The 18,430-nt window shown below is 43.9% G+C and carries 17 protein-coding genes, 1 tRNA gene and 1 pseudogene; 10 read left to right on the forward strand and 9 right to left on the reverse strand.

All coding sequences use genetic code 11. The features are described 5' to 3' along the window. Nucleotides 1-738 (forward strand): MIP/aquaporin family protein, encoded by a 738-nt coding sequence (locus tag C1721_RS10825; RefSeq protein ID WP_102408359.1) that lies wholly within the window; start codon nt 1-3, stop codon nt 736-738. A 3-nt stretch (nt 739-741) separates the two neighbouring features. Here the strand turns inward: C1721_RS10825 and C1721_RS10830 are convergent, their stop codons facing one another. Genes C1721_RS10830 through C1721_RS10860 form a run of 7 tightly spaced genes read right to left on the reverse strand, consistent with a single transcriptional unit; the run spans nt 742 to nt 7,182 of the window. After that, nucleotides 742-1,200, reverse strand: coding sequence for a HyaD/HybD family hydrogenase maturation endopeptidase (locus C1721_RS10830; protein ID WP_102408360.1), 459 nt, complete (start codon nt 1,198-1,200; stop codon nt 742-744). Then, nucleotides 1,197-1,934 carry a Ni/Fe-hydrogenase, b-type cytochrome subunit gene (gene cybH, locus C1721_RS10835; RefSeq protein ID WP_102408361.1) on the reverse strand — a complete coding sequence of 246 codons (738 nt, stop codon included), beginning with the start codon at nt 1,932-1,934 and terminating at the stop codon, nt 1,197-1,199. Before cybH ends, C1721_RS10830 begins: the two co-directional genes overlap by 4 nt. 12 nt (nt 1,935-1,946) lie before the next feature. After that, nucleotides 1,947-3,668 (reverse strand): nickel-dependent hydrogenase large subunit, encoded by a 1,722-nt coding sequence (locus tag C1721_RS10840; RefSeq protein WP_102408362.1) that lies wholly within the window; start codon nt 3,666-3,668, stop codon nt 1,947-1,949. 11 nt (nt 3,669-3,679) lie between these two features. After that, entirely contained in the window at nt 3,680-4,777 is a 1,098-nt protein-coding gene (locus C1721_RS10845; RefSeq protein WP_102408363.1) for a hydrogenase small subunit, read from the reverse strand. A 30-nt stretch (nt 4,778-4,807) separates the two neighbouring features. Next, on the reverse strand, nt 4,808-5,845 hold the full coding sequence (gene hypE, locus C1721_RS10850) for a hydrogenase expression/formation protein HypE (protein WP_102409415.1): 1,038 nt from the start codon (nt 5,843-5,845) through the stop codon (nt 4,808-4,810). Between the two features lie 13 nt (nt 5,846-5,858). Then, the gene (gene hypD / locus C1721_RS10855) at nt 5,859-6,938 is read right to left on the reverse strand and encodes a hydrogenase formation protein HypD (RefSeq protein WP_102408364.1); all 1,080 of its coding nucleotides are present in this window, start codon (nt 6,936-6,938) and stop codon (nt 5,859-5,861) included. Between the two features lie 19 nt (nt 6,939-6,957). Next, nucleotides 6,958-7,182 (reverse strand): HypC/HybG/HupF family hydrogenase formation chaperone, encoded by a 225-nt coding sequence (locus C1721_RS10860; RefSeq protein WP_102408365.1) that lies wholly within the window; start codon nt 7,180-7,182, stop codon nt 6,958-6,960. Nucleotides 7,183-7,485: 303 nt separating this feature from the next. Between C1721_RS10860 and hypF the strand changes: the two genes are divergently transcribed. From hypF to C1721_RS10880, 4 genes are all read left to right on the forward strand, one after another. Continuing rightward, the gene (hypF, locus tag C1721_RS10865) at nt 7,486-9,771 is read left to right on the forward strand and encodes a carbamoyltransferase HypF (RefSeq protein ID WP_102408366.1); all 2,286 of its coding nucleotides are present in this window, start codon (nt 7,486-7,488) and stop codon (nt 9,769-9,771) included. A 75-nt stretch (nt 9,772-9,846) separates the two neighbouring features. Next, entirely contained in the window at nt 9,847-10,188 is a 342-nt protein-coding gene (hypA, locus tag C1721_RS10870) for a hydrogenase maturation nickel metallochaperone HypA (RefSeq protein WP_102409416.1), read from the forward strand. Nucleotides 10,189-10,221: 33 nt separating this feature from the next. Further along, nucleotides 10,222-10,977, forward strand: a complete 756-nt coding sequence (gene hypB / locus C1721_RS10875; RefSeq protein WP_102408367.1) for a hydrogenase nickel incorporation protein HypB — start codon at nt 10,222-10,224, stop codon at nt 10,975-10,977. A gap of 79 nt (nt 10,978-11,056) precedes the next feature. Further along, nucleotides 11,057-13,117, forward strand: coding sequence for an acetate--CoA ligase family protein (locus C1721_RS10880; RefSeq protein WP_102408368.1), 2,061 nt, complete (start codon nt 11,057-11,059; stop codon nt 13,115-13,117). Nucleotides 13,118-13,191: 74 nt separating this feature from the next. Here C1721_RS10880 and C1721_RS10885 read toward each other — a convergent pair whose 3' ends face one another. Both C1721_RS10885 and C1721_RS10890 read right to left on the reverse strand, forming a co-directional pair. Beyond that, entirely contained in the window at nt 13,192-13,794 is a 603-nt protein-coding gene (locus C1721_RS10885) for a recombinase family protein (protein WP_102408369.1), read from the reverse strand. A 115-nt stretch (nt 13,795-13,909) separates the two neighbouring features. Then, a tRNA-Ser gene (locus C1721_RS10890) sits at nt 13,910-13,996 on the reverse strand. Nucleotides 13,997-14,140: 144 nt separating this feature from the next. On the opposite strand from C1721_RS10890, the gene mltG reads away from it, so the two are divergent. The 5 genes and pseudogenes from mltG to C1721_RS10915 form a co-directional block, all read left to right on the forward strand. Beyond that, complete coding sequence (gene mltG / locus C1721_RS10895) at nt 14,141-15,172, forward strand: endolytic transglycosylase MltG (protein ID WP_102408370.1); 1,032 nt, start codon at nt 14,141-14,143, stop codon at nt 15,170-15,172. 75 nt (nt 15,173-15,247) lie between these two features. Continuing rightward, entirely contained in the window at nt 15,248-16,846 is a 1,599-nt protein-coding gene (locus C1721_RS10900) for a thiamine pyrophosphate-dependent enzyme (protein ID WP_102408371.1), read from the forward strand. Further along, the gene (locus C1721_RS10905) at nt 16,843-17,424 is read left to right on the forward strand and encodes an indolepyruvate oxidoreductase subunit beta (RefSeq protein ID WP_102408372.1); all 582 of its coding nucleotides are present in this window, start codon (nt 16,843-16,845) and stop codon (nt 17,422-17,424) included. The genes C1721_RS10900 and C1721_RS10905 overlap by 4 nt, the downstream gene beginning before the upstream one ends. A gap of 301 nt (nt 17,425-17,725) precedes the next feature. Beyond that, complete coding sequence (locus C1721_RS10910) at nt 17,726-18,232, forward strand: TlpA family protein disulfide reductase (protein WP_102409418.1); 507 nt, start codon at nt 17,726-17,728, stop codon at nt 18,230-18,232. A gap of 5 nt (nt 18,233-18,237) precedes the next feature. Then, nucleotides 18,238-18,430 (forward strand): annotated as a pseudogene (locus C1721_RS10915) (flavodoxin family protein); the annotation flags it as partial.

Below are 18,430 nucleotides of genomic sequence, written 5' to 3' on the forward strand. Positions count from 1 at the left end.
ATGTCACCATTTATAGCAGAATTTTTGGGTACGATGCTTCTTATCCTGATGGGAGGAGGTGTTGTTGCTAATGTTGTATTATCAAAGACAAAAGGCCATGGTGCCGGTTGGCTAGCTATTACTACAGCTTGGGCATTAGGCGTATTTGTTGGTGTAGTAGTTGCAGGTCCATATAGCGGTGCACATCTGAATCCTGCGGTTTCCATAGGGTTGGCGATAGGAGGGACTTTTCCATGGTGTGATGTTTGCACATACATAATAGCACAGATGTTGGGTGCCGCTTTGGGTGCTTTATTAGTTTGGCTGGTTTATAAAGATCATTTTGAAGCTACGGAAGATAAAGGGGCAAAGCTGGGTGTATTTTGTACGAATGCGGAGATTAGTAATCCGGTTATTAATTTCCTGACGGAAGCTGTAGGTACATTTGCTCTGATGTTTGTTGTCTTCTATATTACAGATGGAGAATTGACTTACGACAGTAATAGTACTTTGCCTATTGGATTAGGGTCTGTAGGAGCAATACCGGTAGCTTTTACCGTGTGGGTGATAGGCCTTTCATTAGGCGGTCCTACCGGCTATGCCATTAATCCTGCCCGTGATTTGGCTCCTCGTATTATGCATGCCATCTTACCCATCAAAGGAAAAGGCAGCAGCCATTGGGAATATGCCTGGATTCCGGTTCTGGGACCAATAGCAGGAGCTGCAATAGCAGCTATGCTATATTATGCTTTGAAATAGGAATCAGATTAATTCTTTTATAACACGGATAACTTCGGGAATAGATTTTTCTACTACCGGAGTTAGCTCCATGTTAACCTCATTGATATTTGCTACGGATATGACAATAAGATGTATTTCCGGCAAGTTGTCCGTTAATACCATAGCTTCAATCATATCACGGAGTCCTATTTCATGGGCACTCATCAGTGGCGGGAAATCTGTGGCAAATCGAGGTTCGATAACACGTACAGTGCCGGAGGGATTGTTATCTAATGTTGCATCCACCATAATAATATGCTCATAACCTTCCAGCCAGGCAAGCAGGTGTAATCCTCCTGTACCGCCATCCATCAGTTTGACATGAGCGGGTAAATTTTCTTTCTCTAAAGCCTGAATTGTGTGGATGCCGACACCTTCATCTTTTAAAAGAAGATTGCCGACACCCAGTATAAGCGTCTTTTTCCGGTTTGCTTCACTCATTCCTCGCGTGCTATTTTAGTGATTTTCTCGGCTGTCTCTGTTACTTCTTCCTTGTTCGCGATGTCTTCTTCAATAAATTTCCATCCGCCGATTATAGATGAAGCCTCGCCACGTTGCTCGATGTAATCATGATAAAATACCAGATAAACATGTACGATGGCAAATAAAATAAAGAACCACATTAGGAAATGGTGTATTTGCCGTGCTATTAAATCGCCACCCATTAAAGGAACTGTCCAGGCAAACAGTTGTGGAAGAAAAGACTGGCTCATCTTTGCATACAGTCCGAATCCCGTTATACTTTGCAGTAAAAAGGCCCAGAACATACCAAAATAGATAAGGCTGGCCAACGTATTATGTCCGATACTGTCCACCGGTTTGTTCTTTATCATAAGAACATCAACTTTGATAACTTCCACCAATTCTTTCCATTGAGATTTCTTTAAAGGAATGAAATTATTCCAACGGGCATAACGGTTCCCTACAAATCCCCAATAGAGACGGAATACAAAATTGAAGAAAAACACGAATGCCGTTACAAAATGAATAAAGCGAACTGTACCGAACCAATAACTGAAATAGGCCTCCGAGGCATTCATAATAGCCGGAGGATCGGCTATAATAAACCCGGTGATGCATAGTATAACGATACACAAAGCATTCACCCAGTGATATATACGTACAGGCAGTTCCCATACATATACTTCTCTTAATCGTTTCTTTCTACTTCTCATAAAGCATTCGGTTTAGAATGTATCTATTTGATGTACGTATTTTCCTTCTTCATCATAAAGATGTACGGCACAAGCCAGGCACGGATCGAAAGAGTGAATAGTACGAAGAATCTCCAGCGGCTGGTTCGGATTGTAAACCGGAGTACCCAGCAAGGATGATTCATAAGCCGAGAGTACACCGTTTTCATCCCGTGGAGAAGCATTCCATGTAGTTGGAACTACCATTTGATAGTTCTTTATCCGGTTATTTTCTATTACGGCAAAGTGGGCCAATGCACCGCGAGGGGCTTCTGTTAATCCTACGCCTTTTGCCTGTTTGGGCCATGACTCATTTTCCCACATCACCGGATTGGCCATACGCGAATCTCCGTTCTCCAGATTCTTCATTAGCTGATCAAAGAATTCGAGAGCCCAATTGGCTACGAGCTGCGTTTCCAAGCCACGGGCAGCCGTTCTTCCTAATGTGGAAAACAAAGCCTCTGCAGGCAGATTCAATTGTTTCAGTGCATTGTCAATAGTCGATTTCTGTGGCTCTTTTCCGGCGGCATAGGCTACAATCATGCGGGCCAGAGGACCAACTTCCATTGGTTCTCCTTTCCATCTGGGTGTCTTAATCCAACTATATTTATCCTCAATATTCAGATGTTTATAGGGAGGCTTCGGGCCTGTGTAGTTCAGGTTTGTTTCTCCCTCATACGGATGAAGGCCCGCTTTATCACCCTGTGTATAATTATACCATGAATGATAAATATATTCCCGGATTTCTTCGGATGAATTGGCATCTACCGGATGTACTTTGGTGAGGTCACGGTCCAATACTACGCCGCGAGGTAATAGATAATCTTCAATTCCTCCGTATCCATGCATCGGATAATCTCCGTAAGACAGGTAATTACGTAATCCTCCGCCAATCTTTGTCCATTCGTCTTTATAAACGTTGGCAATCATCATCAAATCCGGAATGTAAACCTGATCGATAAATTCTTTTGCCTGTTGCAGTTTTTGCTTTACAAGTGAAAGACGATCGGAATTGATAGAGTTGGCTTCATTCAAATCAATACTACAAGGCATACCGCCTACCAGAAAGTTAGGATGCGGATTCTTACCGCCAAATACAGCATGCACTTTAACTACTTCTTTCTGCCAGTCCAACGCATCCAAATAATGAACGGTCGCTATCAGATTCTGTTCCGGTGTTAGTTTATAGGCCGGATGTCCCCAATAACCATTAGCGAAGATGCCAAGCTGTCCACTGGCAACAAATTTCTTTAATCTGTTTTGTGTATCGGTAAAATATCCTTCCGTGTTTTTTGCCCATGGAGAAAGCTTCTGGGCTTCCAGAGCTGCCGCCTTCGGGTCGGCTTTGAGGGCGGAAACGACATCAACCCAATCTAAAGCGTGGAGCTGATAAAAATGAACCGTATGGTCGTGCATAAAAAGTACGGCCTGCATAATGTTACGAACCATTTCCGCATTAGGCGGAACGGTTATATTAAGCGCATTCTCTACCGCACGGACAGAGCAAAGAGAGTGAATGGATGTACATACACCACATACACGCCCTACAAACACCCAAACATCTCGTGGATCACGGTCGCGAACGATATTTTCTATTCCACGAACCATCGTGCCCGAACTGTAAGCATCTTTAATTATTCCGTTTTCTATGTTTACTTCTACCCTTAGGTGTCCTTCTATACGGGTAATAGGATCTATAACTACTCTTTCTGACATGGCATTGAATTTTAGATAGTAGATTTGCTTTCCGGCTCATCATTGTCGATAAGCTCTTTTTTACGAATATTAGTCGCCACAGCATGAACGGCAATACCGGCTGCTGTAGCAGCTCCGAGGGCAAGTCCGATCTGGTCGGCAGTAGCTTCTATGCCAAAGCCATGTACATCGGGCATACGTTTATAGAATGGACTGTTGTCCCAGAAATTCTCTTCGCTGCAACCCAGGCACGGATGTCCGCTTTGTATCGGATAACTGGTCCCCTCATTCCATTTGATGATACCACAAGAATTGTATGTACTCGGCCCTTTGCAGCCAACTTTGTAAAGGCAATAACCATGTTTGGCATTTTCGTCGTCAAAGCTTTCAACGAACAGTCCCGCGTCAAAATTAGCACGCCGGTAACACGTGTCGTGAACACGCCGTGAATAAAACATCTTCGGGCGTCCCAGTCCGTCAAGTTGAGGCATTCTCTCGAATGTCAGCATGTACACCATTACGCCGGCCATCACATCCGCGATAGGAGGACATCCCTGTACGTTAATAATCGGTTTCCCCTTGATAACGCGATGAATGCCTTTAGCTCCTGTCGGGTTCGGGTTGGCGGCCTGTACGCAACCCGCCGATGCGCAGTTTCCCCAGGCAATAATAGCTTTAGCCCCGTCTGCGGCTTCTTGGGTGATTTGCATGGCACTTTTACCGCCAACGCAGCAATAACCTTCGTCTTTAGTAGGGATAGAACCTTCTATCATTAAGAGATATTGCCCGTAATACTTCTTCATTGTTTCTTCTTTTGCCGCTTCGGCCTGTTCGCCGGCTGCAGCCATAAGAGTTTCAGTATAATCGAGTGAAATCTTATCGAGCAGCAGAGTAGCTACTATCGGGTGGGCTGCCCGGATAAAAGATTCGGTACAACAGGTACATTCCTGCAGATGAAGCCAGATGATAGGAAGACGTGGCTTTGTCTCCAGTGCATGTACAACCTGGGCAACGCCTGTGGACTCAAGTCCCATAAGTGCAGCCATTGTGGTGCAGAACTTCAGGAAATCCCTTCGGGTGATTCCTTTTTGCCGGCATTCCTCATAAACGGTAGGTCGTTTTTTTTCCATAACTTATTGTGTTAATCGTTTGTGCTTTCGCTAGCATATACGGGGCAATTGTTCTCCGCTGAGCATATCGATGACGCGGTAATTCCCGTATATCGTTTTCATCTTCACAAGGGCTTTCCCGCATGAAGACACATGACCGATGACAGTAGCTTGCTTTCCTTCGGCAAAGCGTTGCATGACAGACAGAGCCTTTCCTGCTTCTTTCTCCGGTAAAATAACCAAAACAAGTCCTTCGTTGGCAACGTAAAGCGGGTCTAATCCCAATATGTCGGAAGCTGCTTGTACCTCTTCCGGAATGGGAAGAGAGGCTTCGTCCAGGATAATCTCCGCATTGGCGGCTTGGGCTATTTCATTCAGCGTACCGCTTACGCCGCCACGTGTAGGGTCGCGTAAGACGTGTATTTCGTCAATATAATTGAACAACTCAGAAATCATATTGTTTAAAGAGGCAGTGTCACTCCTCAGATTCGTTTCAAATCCAAGACTTTCACGGGCGGAAAGAATAGTAATGCCATGTGTTCCGATAGCTCCGCTGCATATTACCACATCTCCCTCTTTAGCCAGTGAAGGGGCAATATAAATACCCGGAAGTACAATGCCTACACCGCTTGTGTTAATAAATAACTTGTCGCATTTGCCCCGTTCTACCACCTTTGTATCTCCGGCTACAATCTGCACGCCTGCTTTGTCGGCTGCTCGTTTCATAGACTGTACGATGCGTTCCAAGTCCTTTAAAGGCAATCCTTCTTCAAGAATAAATCCGGCAGTCAGGTAAAGTGGAGTAGCGCCGCAGCATGCCAGATCGTTTACCGTCCCGTTTACAGCCAAGTCGCCTATATCTCCTCCGGGGAAGAAAATCGGGTCGACCACAAAAGAATCGGTAGAATAAGCCATCCGTCCGGCATCAACAGTAAAGACGCAGCCATCATGGTCTTGTTCCAGCAAAGGATTGCGAAAGGCCGGATAGAAAATACGGCTGATTAATTGATGTGTCATTCTTCCTCCGCCACCATGAGACAGCAGTACACAATCGGAATCGGAAAAAGGGATCGGGCAATTCATTTCCATATCTTGTTTATTCTTATTTGTATTTGTAATATGCGGCGCATACACCTTCCGATGAAACCATCGGAGCGCCTATCGGATGCTCCGGATGGCATGTCGTCCCGAAATACGGGCAATCGCGTGGTTGTTTGCGTCCTTTCATAATTTCCCCGGCAATACATTCGGAAGAAATTCGGATTTCTTTCGGAAGAAATTTAAATTTCTCTCGGGAAGAATACTTTTTGAATGCCGTCCGGAGCTGTTTGCCGCTATTCGGAATAACCCCGATTCCACGCCATTCGATATCACAAGATTCCAACATTTCGTCCATCAGGATGCATGCCGGAATGTTTCCATGTTCAGGTACTGCCCGTTTATACGCGTTTTCTACATTATATATACCGGCTTCCAGCTGGCAAATACAACGGTAGATGCCATATAATAAGTCTACCGGCTCGAATCCGGTTACAACCATCGGTGTTTTATAGCGTTCTGCCAATTGACGATAAGCTCCATTTCCTGTAATGGCACAGACATGACCGGCTGTTAGAAAACCGTCAACCTTACAACCTTTGTCCGATAAAATAGCCTCGATGGCCGGCGGTACGGTAAATAAAGAGGTGAGAAGCGTAAAGTTATTTAACCCTTTGCGGATGGCTTCTTTCAATGCCATTAAGTGTACAGGCGCTGTGGTTTCAAACCCGATGGCGAAAAAGACGACTTCTTTATCGGGGTTTTCTTCTGCCAGGGTTACGGCATCTAAGGGAGAATAAAGCATCCGGATATCTCCGCCTTTTGCTTTTACTTGCAGTAAATCTTTTTTACTTCCCGGTACACGCATCATATCGCCGAAAGATGTGAAAATAACATCCGGCCTGCGGGCAAGTGTCAACGCTTGATCAATAATTTCAACCGGAGTGACGCATACAGGACAGCCAGGCCCGTGGAGCAACTGTATCTCGGGAGGCAACATGTCTTCCAAACGGTAACGAGCTATCGCATGGGTTTGTCCTCCGCATATTTCCATGATATGCCATGTACGCGTTACCGTCTGACGGATGGCACGGATAAGTGCCTGTACTTGTTCTTTGTTCCTGTATTCGTCTATGTATTTCATGTAATAAATACGTCAGCAGTCAAAAAGAAAGCTGTTTAAGGTCGTTTAATGTTTGTTCGGCTTCTATCGTATCCACAACGGAAATGGCCATACCCGCGTGAGCCAGAATATAATCACCTTCTTTCACATCAACCCATTGCACGCAGATATTCTTAATTATACCTCCAAAATCTACTTTTGCCATGGTCATATCTTCTATACTATGGTCGATGCTTGTTATTTTACCCGGGACTGCCAAACACATATTAAGATGATTTTTGTTGTTATACAGGCTTTCAAATATAACAATTTATATCGGTAAATTGATTTGATGCAAGGAATATATTTGAAAGTTCCCGACTATTTTGTTCAGAGTACCTTTGGTTTTATCCGTTTAGTTCCTATATTTTAATAAGCCGACAGCTGTCGGTCTATAGATTGACACAGGTCGGCTTATGGGTTGACTGCTGTCGGCTTATAGGCCGACCAGTGTCAGCCTATTAATTTGTGGGAACTTTATTCGTAAAAGAAACTGTGCCCGACAGTAAAATAAGCTATCTTTGCTTTTATGGAGAAGGTAAAGATAACGGTTATACATATTCAAGGCTTGGTGCAAGGTGTTGGCTTTCGCCCTTTTATCTACAGGCTGGCAACAGAAATGCAGATAAAAGGTGAGGTGGATAACCGTAATGATGGCGTTTGTATCCGTGCTTGTCTGGATGATGGACAGAAAGACCTCTTTATTAATCGTATTCTTAAAGAACATCCGCCCGTGTCATCCGTTCACCGTATTATTGAAGAGGAAGAAGAGGCGGACTTTTTATTTACAGACTTCCGTATTGTGCCAAGTCATTCCGTTTCGAATGAGGTGACACAGGTTTCCCCTGATATAGCGGTTTGTCCGGAATGCATGAAGGATAGGGAAGAGCAGCCTGCGCGTATACAGTATCCTTTCGTTAATTGTACCTGTTGCGGTCCTCGTTTCTCTATTATTCAAGATTTGCCTTATGATAGAAGGCAGACTACAATGTCCGTTTTCCCGATGTGCCCGGATTGCAGTAGGGAATATCAGGATGTGGCGAACCGGCGTTTTCATGCTCAGCCGGTAGCTTGTAATCATTGTGGCCCTACCTATTATGCGAGTTATCAAGGAAGGGTTTGTACGGATTATGCTTTGCTGTTGGAATCGACTTCCCGTTTAATAGCCGGAGGTCATGTGATTGCGGCAAAAGGAATAGGCGGCTATCATCTGGTTTGTGATGCCTTGAACGAGCAGGCTGTACGCCGGCTTCGTGAGATAAAGCAACGCGACAATAAACCGTTTGCCGTTATGATCCGTGATTTGGATGCCGTGAAAATGTACGCGGAGGTTAATTCGGTTGAAGAGGCTTGTTTGTCTTCATGGCGTCGTCCTATTGTGTTGTTGCGGCAGAGAAAGGATTTAGAGAAGATGCCGTTGGCGGAAAGTTTGAATCCCGGTATGCGGACGTTAGGATGTATGTTGCCTTATATGCCGATACATTATGATTGGTTTGCCCGTTTAAACACGCCTGCTTTGGTAATGACAAGCGGCAATCTGAGTGAAGTCCCTATCGTTATTGCTCCCGATGAAGCGGAGCGGCAGTTGAAGGATAAAGTATCTCTTATCTTGCATCATAACAGGGATATTTATAATAGAGTGGACGATTCCGTTTTGCAGGTTTGTGGCATGCAGCCCTGCTTGATACGCCGTTCAAGAGGATATGTGCCCGAACCTTTCTTTGCGGATACTCCGGTAGAAGGTATTTGGGCTTTTGGAGCTGAAAAAGTGAATACATTTGCTTTGGGAAAAGGGGAGACTGTTTTGCAAAGCCAATATATAGGCGATTTGAAGAATTGGGAAACGTATCATTTTTATACGGAATCGTTGGAGCGGTTTCAGCGTCTGTTCCGTTTCGTTCCCGGGCAATTGGTTTGTGATCTTCATCCCGATTATCTTTCTTCCCGTGAGGCGGAACGTATAGCAAAAGAGAACAAATTGCCTTTGCTGAAAGTACAACACCACCATGCGCATGCAGTGGCTTGTATGTTGGAGTACGGTCTGCAAGAACCGGTTCTCGCTGTTGTGATGGATGGAACGGGATTGGGCGATGATGGAACAGTATGGGGTGGTGAGTTTTTCCTTTGCGACCGCATGCGATATACCCGCCTGGCGTATATTGAACCGGTGCCTTTGCCGGGCGGAGATAAGGCTTCCGTAGAACCTTGGCGTATGGCGGTTGCTTATTTATGGCATTATGGTTTGAGCTTGCCGGATTGTTTTGTGGAAAGGATAGAGAAGGAGAAAATACAAATGCTACGGCAAATGATGGAAAAGAAAATAAATACGCCTTATACATCCAGTGCGGGTCGTTTGTTTGATGCTGTTGCCTCTTTGTTGGGTATTTGCGATGTGGCTACAAGACAGGCCGAAGCTCCCATTCTATTGGAACAGGCTATAACCGAAGGAGAATGGGAATCTTATCCTTTCACTCTTGAGGATGGAGAAGCTGTTAATATACGTTTTATGTTTGAAAAGATATTGCATGATATGGCAAGCGGTATTCCTCCGGGAATTATCTCGGCTCGCTTTCATCATACGCTGGCTGCATTGTGTAAAGAGAAAATATTTCAATTGTTGCAGAAGAATAACGTAACGAAGGTGGTTGTTTCAGGAGGCTGTTTTCAAAATAAATTCCTTACGGAATCTTTGCAAAAGATGTTTTCGGAAACAGATGTTACGTTATATGTCCCTTCGGCAGTTCCCTGTAATGACAGCGGTATTGCTGTAGGACAACTGGCTATCGCCGCATCGCGGATGTTTAACAATACCTGACAAGTAATTGTTAGATAGATAAATTCTATAATATGAATATTGTATCCTATGGATATTCCACTTACATTTGTAACTATGCACGAACTATCAATAGCACAAAGTATCATAGAACTGGCGGAAGAAAAGGCACGTGAAAGGCATGCTTTGGAAATAGAAGAGCTGGAACTGGAAATAGGCCGGCTGGCGGGAGTAGAGTTGCAAACTCTGGACTTCGCCCTTGAAAGTGCCATGAAAGGGACTATGCTCCGCAATGCCCGGATTGTACGCCGCTATATAGAAGGTAAAGGACGTTGCAGCGATTGTGGAACAGAATTTGTTACGAATGAGTTATTTGCTCCATGCCCGAGTTGTGGTTCCTGGTTAATAGATATTGTGAAAGGTAAAGAACTTCGTGTCAAATCGATTGTTATTAAATAATAAGAGAGTTTGTAACCATAAAAAACGAAACATATGTGTGGAACTTGCGGATGCGGAGAGCATCATCATTCACATGAGCATGGACATGAACATACTCATCCTCATGAACACGAACATCATCACCATGATGGCTCTACGGTAATAGATGTAGAGCAAGATATTCTTCAACGTAATAATTTATTGGCAGAACGAAACAGAGGTTATTTTGACGCGAAGAATCTGTTTGTATTGAATTTGATGAGTTCGCCGGGTTCGGGTAAGACAACGTTGCTGGAAGAAACCATTCGCCGGCTTAAAGGTAAACAGGCTGTTTATGTGATTGAAGGCGACCAGCAAACATCTAATGATGCCAACAGGATTGCAGCATTGGGTGTTCCGGTGTTTCAGGTAAATACCGGAACAGGCTGTCATCTGGAAGCGTCGATGGTAAATCATGCGGTTAAACATTTAGCTCCTGAGGATGATTCTATTCTTTTTATTGAGAATGTAGGCAATTTGGTATGCCCGGCTATGTTTGATTTAGGAGAGGCAAAGAAGGTTGTGATAGTCAGTACAACGGAAGGAGATGATAAGCCGTTGAAATATCCGCATATATTTTATGGCGCCGATATTTGTATAATCAACAAGATTGATTTGACGCCTTACCTGAATACGGATGTGGGAGTTTTGAAGGAGAATGCTCTGAAAGTAAATCATCACCTGCAGGTATTTGAAGTATCGGCAACGCAAGGCGAAGGAATGGATAAATGGTGTGAATGGCTTCTTTTCGAATGTGCAAAGTGTAAATAAATTACCCCGGATTTGATGTAAAAGAGGAAAATAAACTATATTTGTTTCCGTTCATTGAATCTATTTTAATCAAATTGTTATGATTAACCGAGAATTAATTAATCCTCAAAGCATCGTAGTGGTGGGAGGCTCTAATAATGTACATAAGCCAGGCGGCCGCTTGGTTCGCAACTTGCTGGATGGTAAATACAAAGGCGATTTGTATGTGGTAAATGCAAAAGAAACGGATGTACAAGGAGTAAAATCGTATCCCTCTGTACGTGATATTCCGGATACGGAGCTAGCTATTATTTCTATTCCCAGTAAATCTTGTCCGGAGGTAATGGAAGTCTTGGTTAAGGAAAAAGGAGTAAAGGCTTTTATTGTCATATCGGCAGGTTTTGGGGAAGAAACGCATGACGGCGCTATATTGGAACAACAGATGCTTGATATTGTGAATGGAGCGAATGCGTCGTTGATAGGCCCTAATTGTATCGGTGTGATGAATATGAATTACCATGGGGTTTTCACCCAGCCTATTCCTGAGTTTCATCCTGATGGGGTGGACTTTATATCCAGCTCTGGTGGAACAGCCTTGTTTATTATAGAGTCTGCTCTAACAAAAGGACTTCGGTTTTCTTCTGTCTGGTCGGTGGGTAACTCAAAGCAGAACGGAGTGGAAGAGATTCTGGAATACATGGACCGTAATTTTGATCCGGTATTGGATTCTAAAATAAAGATGCTTTATATCGAGCAAATAAAGAATCCCGATAAACTATTATACCATGCTTCTTCGCTGATACATAAAGGATGCAAGATTGCTGCCATTAAAGCAGGTAGTACAGAGTCCGGTAAGCGGGCTGCCTCTTCTCATACGGGAGCGATTGCCAATTCGGATTCGGCTGTTGAGGCTTTGTTCCGTAAGGCGGGTATTGTACGTTGTTTCAGCCGTGAGGAATTGACTACGGTAGCCAGTATATTTACCTTGAAAGAAGTAAAAGGTAAAAATTGTGCGATCGTGACACATGCCGGAGGTCCGGCCGTTATGTTGGCGGATGCATTGTCTAAAGGACGGATCAATGTTCCTAACCTGGAAGGCCCGATAGCGGATGAGCTGAAGTCTAAGTTATATCCGGGAGCAGCGGTAGGAAATCCGATTGATATAATCGGAACAGGCACACCAGAGCATTTGGCAACGGCTATTGATTATTGCGAGAATAAGTTTGAGGATATAGACTTAATAGTGGTTATATTCGGTAGTCCGGGCCTTGTTAAGCTTTATGATACATATGAAGTGTTGCATAAAAAGATGGAAGAATGTAAAAAGCCTATCTTTCCTATTTTACCATCTATAGTAACGGCCGGTCCGGAAGTAAAGAGTTTTGTGAAAAAGGGGCATGTTAACTTCTCCGACGAAGTAACCTTGGGAACAGCTCTTTCACGTGTTATAAATACGCCTAAGCCAGCCAGTATGGATATCCAGTTATATGGTGTGGATGTTCCGGAGGTTCGTCGCATTATAGACCGTTTGTCGGGTAGTGGTTATTTGAACTCGGAAGAAGTTCGTATATTATTGAGAGCCGCTAATATTCCGTTGGTGGAAGAGTTTACTTCTACCGATAAGGACGAGTTGCTTGCTTTTGCCAGGAAAGTGAAGTATCCTGTTGTTGCTAAGGTTGTAGGTCCGGTTCATAAGAGTGATATGGGAGGCGTTGCCTTGAATATACGTTGTGACGAACATTTGTTGTTTGAATATGAGCGGATGATGCGTTTGCCCGGAGTGGAGGCTATTATGGTGCAGCCTATGTTGAAAGGGCAGGAACTTTTCTTAGGGGCTAAATATGAAGATCGTTTTGGTCATGTAGTGTTATGTGGTTTGGGCGGTATCTTTGTTGAAGTATTGAAAGATGTTTCATATGGTTTGTCTCCGTTGTCATACGACGAAACATACTCAATGATTCATTCTTTGCGTGGCTATCCTATCATAAAAGGTACTCGTGGCCAGAAAGGGATAGATGAACAACAGTATGCCGATATTATTGTACGCCTGTCTACATTGCTCCGTTTTGCCAGCGAGATAAAAGAGATGGATATAAATCCGCTGTTAGCAACGGATAACGGTTTATTTGCCGTAGATGCACGTATACGAATAGAGAAATAACCGTTAAGAATATTAGAAAATAACCTGCATTAGTCTTAGATAGGATTAATGCAGGTTTTATTATTTGGATTCAATCAATTAATATCTGTTATATATTCTTTGATGAAGCGTTTCATGCTGCTGAGAGAGACTTTGTAATGCTCTGCTAATTCGGAATATGTGACATTCTCGTCCTTAATCTCTTGTTCTATTTCTTCTTTATGGGGTAATAAAAGTTTTATTTGCTGGCTTCCTGACGGTCTGCCTAGTTTCACGCCTTTGCTCCTTGTTAAGGCAAGTGCTTCTTTTGTACGTACGGAAATGAGCTTGCGCTCTATTTCGGCAACCAAACAAAATGTGAATGCAAAAGTCTTGCTATTTATATCGTCTTGGAATGTATATCCTTCTGTCGCAGAATAAAGGGTTATTTTACGTTCAATACACATTGTTAACAGGTGCATGACACCCACCAACTTCCTGCTCAGACGCGAAATGTCGGCTATAATTAGAGTATCACCTGCCTTTAAAGCTTTAATGATATTTTCTATTTGGTTATTGGTACGGATTTTATTGCCCATATCTTTATACCATTTATCAATGGTAAGTTCTTTTGACTGGGCAAAACTCTTAATTATCTCCTCCTGTCTTCTGAAAGAGACCTTATTATTTGAATATATACGGATATGTGCAGCTATCATAGATGCGATATGTTAATCATACTACTATAACAATTAGAATGGTCATATGTTCAGTTTCTATTATAATGTCCTTAAAACAAATAAGGCCGCCAATCATTAGATTGGCAGCCTTATGCGGAAGCGGGGGGATTCGAACCCCCGGTACAGTTACCCGTACGTCAGTTTAGCAAACTGGTGGTTTCAGCCACTCACCCACACTTCCATGTGTTCTGTGCTTATTTCCCTGAAATGCGTTGCAAAGATAGATGTATGTTTTTTAATATGCAAGGCTTTAGTAGTGTATTTTTAAGGAAAAAGATGCTACTTTTGTGGCTTATTCTGATACTCAGTAGCTTATTTTGACAGTATGAACAAGAAAATAGTAATAATAAAGTATATAACTCTTATAATAGTCCTGTTATTGATAGGAATAGGGATTGGAGGATATCGTTTATTATGGGCCCCTAATTTTATGCCGGAGAAAACCGTATATGTTTATATTGACAGGCAAAAGGATTTTGAAGACTTATGTACTCAGCTAAAAGATTCTGCTGCTTGTTTACATATAAAGAACTTTAAGCAATTAGCGAAAATAGTGAAATACCCTTCCAATATGAAGACCGGTAGATATGCTGTAACTCCCGGGATGAATAATCTCTCTTTGTTAAGAAACCTTCGCAGGGGGCAACAGGCTACAACGCGTATTACATTTAATAATATTCGTTTGAAGACTGATTTGGCAGAGCGGATAAGCGAACAATTAATGTTTGATAAAGATGAATTATTGCAACTTCTTAATGATTCCTCCTACTGTGCCTCTTTGGGATTTACTACCGGGACAATAATGGCTTTGTTCATTCCAAATACGTATGAAGTATATTGGAATATATCGGCAGAGAACTTTATGCAGCGTATGCTTCGCGAGTATAAATCCTTCTGGACTGAACAGCGGTTAGAGAAAGCCGCGAAAACAGGCCTGAGCCCGATTGAGATTGCCATCCTTGCCTCTATCGTAGAAGAGGAAACCGCCGCTACGGATGAATATCCGATAGTTGCCGGGCTTTACATGAACCGTTTGCATAAAGGAATACCATTGCAGGCCGATCCTACCATTAAATTCGCTTTGGGGAACTTTGCCTTGCAGCGTATCTTGTTTGAACACTTGGAGGTCGAATCTCCCTATAATACCTATAAATATGCCGGGTTGCCTCCCGGACTTTTGCGTATTCCCACTATTAAAGGATTGGATGCCGTATTGAATTATACCCCGCATAAATACCTTTATATGTGTGCAAAGGAAGATTTCTCCGGACGGCATAACTTTGCCGTTACCTTAGCGGAGCATAACAGAAACGCGAACCGTTACCGGGCGGAACTTAATAAAAGAAAGATTCGATAGAATTATGTACAACGAATTATGTATCTTTGACGTCCGTATAACAGAAATGGTTTATATAAAGAAAACTACATACACATGGAGAAACATCTATTTTTAGGAGATGAGGCCATTGCCCAGGCTGCTATTGACGCGGGCTTGTCGGGAGTATATGCATATCCCGGAACTCCTTCTACAGAGATTACCGAATTTATACAAGGTTCGCCGGTTGCGAAGGAAAGAGGCATACATTGCCGTTGGAGTGCTAATGAAAAGACTGCCATGGAAGCAGCTTTAGGTATGAGCTACGCAGGGAAGCGTTCATTATGCTGTATGAAGCACGTAGGGCTGAACGTGGCTGCCGATTGCTTTATGAATGCAGCTATGAGTGGCATTAACGGAGGTATGATAATTATCACTGCCGACGACCCCTCAATGCATTCTTCACAAAACGAGCAGGATAATCGCGTATATGGTAATTTCGCGATGATCCCGATGCTGGAACCTTCCAGTCAGCAAGAGGCTTATGATATGGTTTATCATGGATTTGAACTCTCTGAGAAACTGGGCTATCCCATCCTTGTCCGTATAACCACCCGTATGGCTCATTCCCGCGCAGGAGTAGTTACCCGCGCCATGAAGCCGCAAAATAAGATGAACTGCCCCGAAGACGGTCGCCAACGCTTTATCCTGTTGCCGGCCCTCGCACGCAAACGTTTTAAGACGTTGCTTGCCGCACAGCCCGTCTTTACGGAGGCTTCCGAGAACTCTGAATATAATGTATATTACGATGCCCCCAATAAAGAAAAAGGCATCATTGCTACAGGCATCGCCTTTAACTACTTGTCGGAGAACTATCCGGACGGATTTGAATATCCGGTATTAAAGATCAGCCAGTATCCGCTGCCGAAGAAGCAGATAGAGAAGATGGCCAACGAATGCAAGGAAATCTTGCTGCTTGAAGAAGGTTATCCCGTTGTGGAAGAACAACTGAAAGGCTTCCTTGGCAAATGCATCGTGGTGCACGGACGCCTGGACGGTACTTTGCAGCGCGATGGCGAGCTTACCCCCGATGCTGTAGGCAAGGCTTTGGGCAAGAAGATCAACGATTACTATGCGATACCGGAAGTGGTAGAACAACGTCCGCCTGCGTTATGCCAGGGATGCGGACACCGTGATATGTACGAAGCTCTTAATGAAGTGCTGGCCGGATATGAAGGCGCCAAAGTGTTTGGAGACATCGGTTGCTATACACTGGGAGCATTGCCTCCTTTCCGCGCGATTGATACTTGCATAGACATGGGAGCATCTATTACAATGGCAAAAGGAGCTGCCGACGCCGGAGTGTTCCCGGCTGTTTCCGTCATTGGCGATTCAACCTTCACCCATTCCGGGATGACCGGGCTGCTGGACTGTGTGAACGAAGATACGAACATAACCATCGTTATCTCCGACAATGAAACCACAGCCATGACCGGTGGCCAAGATTCGGCCGGCACGGGACGCATAGAATCCATCTGTGCTGGAATAGGAGTAGACCCTGCCCATATCCGCGTAATGATTCCTCTGAAAAAGAATTACGAGGAGATGATGAATATCATTCGTGAAGAGATTGAGTATAAAGGCGTATCCGTATTGATACCCCGCCGTGAATGTATCCAGACATTAACAAGAAAGAAAAAAGCTACTAAGAAATGAAAACCGACATTATATTATCCGGTGTGGGAGGACAAGGTATCCTTTCTATTGCCGCTGTTATTGGAGAAGCCGCTTTGAAAGAAGGTTTGTATATGAAACAAGCGGAAGTACACGGAATGAGCCAGCGCGGAGGAGATGTACAGTCCAACCTCCGACTTTCCGACCAGCCTATTGCTTCGGATTTGATACCTCACGGGCAAGCCGATTTGATTATCTCTTTAGAGCCGATGGAAGCACTCCGCTATCTGCCATACCTGAAAAAGGATGGTTGGCTGGTTACCAACTCACAGCCCTTTGTCAACATCCCAAACTACCCGGATATGGAAAAGGTGAATGCGGAGTTGGACAAACTGCCTCATAAAGTAGTGCTCGACGTAGAAGCCATCGCCAAAGAGGCGGGCTCGGTTCGTGCTGCCAATATCGTTATGTTGGGAGCAGCCACCCCGTTTATAGGCATAGATTTCGATAAGATAGAAGACGGCATCCGCCGTATCTTTGGACGTAAGGGCGAAGACATTGTAAATATGAACCTAAAGGCATTGAAGGCCGGTTTCGATGTGGCCCAAAGTGTGCAATAGTGTTGTTAGGGCAGGTAAACTGCCTGTTGTTTTTGTTTGAAGCGTCTATGGCTTTTGCCATGGGCGCTTTTTGATTATAACCGGTACGCCTTTATGTGAATAATTCCAGACCTTGGAGAGTTATAACTCCAGACACTCTGCAAGCATAACTCCAGACACTCTGCAGTTATAACTCCAGACTCTCTGTAAGCATAACTCCAGACTCTCTGGAATTGTATATCGTTAAAAAACACCGCCGCCACACTCGTTTATTCTCACAGGAAAATGTATCTTTGCCTTAAATATTAAACGACAAATGATTATGAAGAAGTACTTGCTATCCTGTATCATGCTCCTGTCCATCCTGTCTGCCGGAGCGCAAAATAACGGCGATATCGTAAAAGTTGGAGATACGATGCCCGCTTTTACAATCGTTTCGGATGACGGAACCCAGCTCCGCTCATCCTCCCTCAAAGGCAAAGTTGTACTGGTGAACTTTTTTGCTACCTGGTGTCCTCCATGCCAAAAAGAACTGGCTGAGATACAAAGCACACTATGGCCTAAATACAAGGATAACGATAAGTTCAAACTGCTGGTGATAGGCCGTGAACATTCCGATTCCGAACTGGCCAAATATAATGAGAAGAAAGGCTTTACCTTCCCTTTGTATCCGGATAAAAACCGTGCCGTCTATGGCGCGTTTGCAACGAGCCTGATTCCCCGCAGCTACCTGATAGGTAAGAATGGGAAAGTGATAGCCGCTACATCCGGCTACACCGAGGAAGAGTTTGCCGGTTTGATGAAAGAAATAGAGGATGCTTTAAAATAACAGCCATGCATTACAACAAAGTCCACTTAATCTACTTTTCTCCTACCCACACCTCGGCAAAGATTGCCTATGCCATTGCCGAAGGACTAGAGGCCGACACTTTTTTTGAAACGGATATAACACATGAAGCTCCGGAGCATATCGAAAATATTGAAGAAGAGCTAACCATTATTGCCGTCCCCGTTTATGGCGGAAGAG

The organism is Parabacteroides bouchesdurhonensis, assembly GCF_900186615.1.
Taxonomy (GTDB): Bacteria; Bacteroidota; Bacteroidia; order Bacteroidales; family Tannerellaceae; genus Parabacteroides; species Parabacteroides bouchesdurhonensis.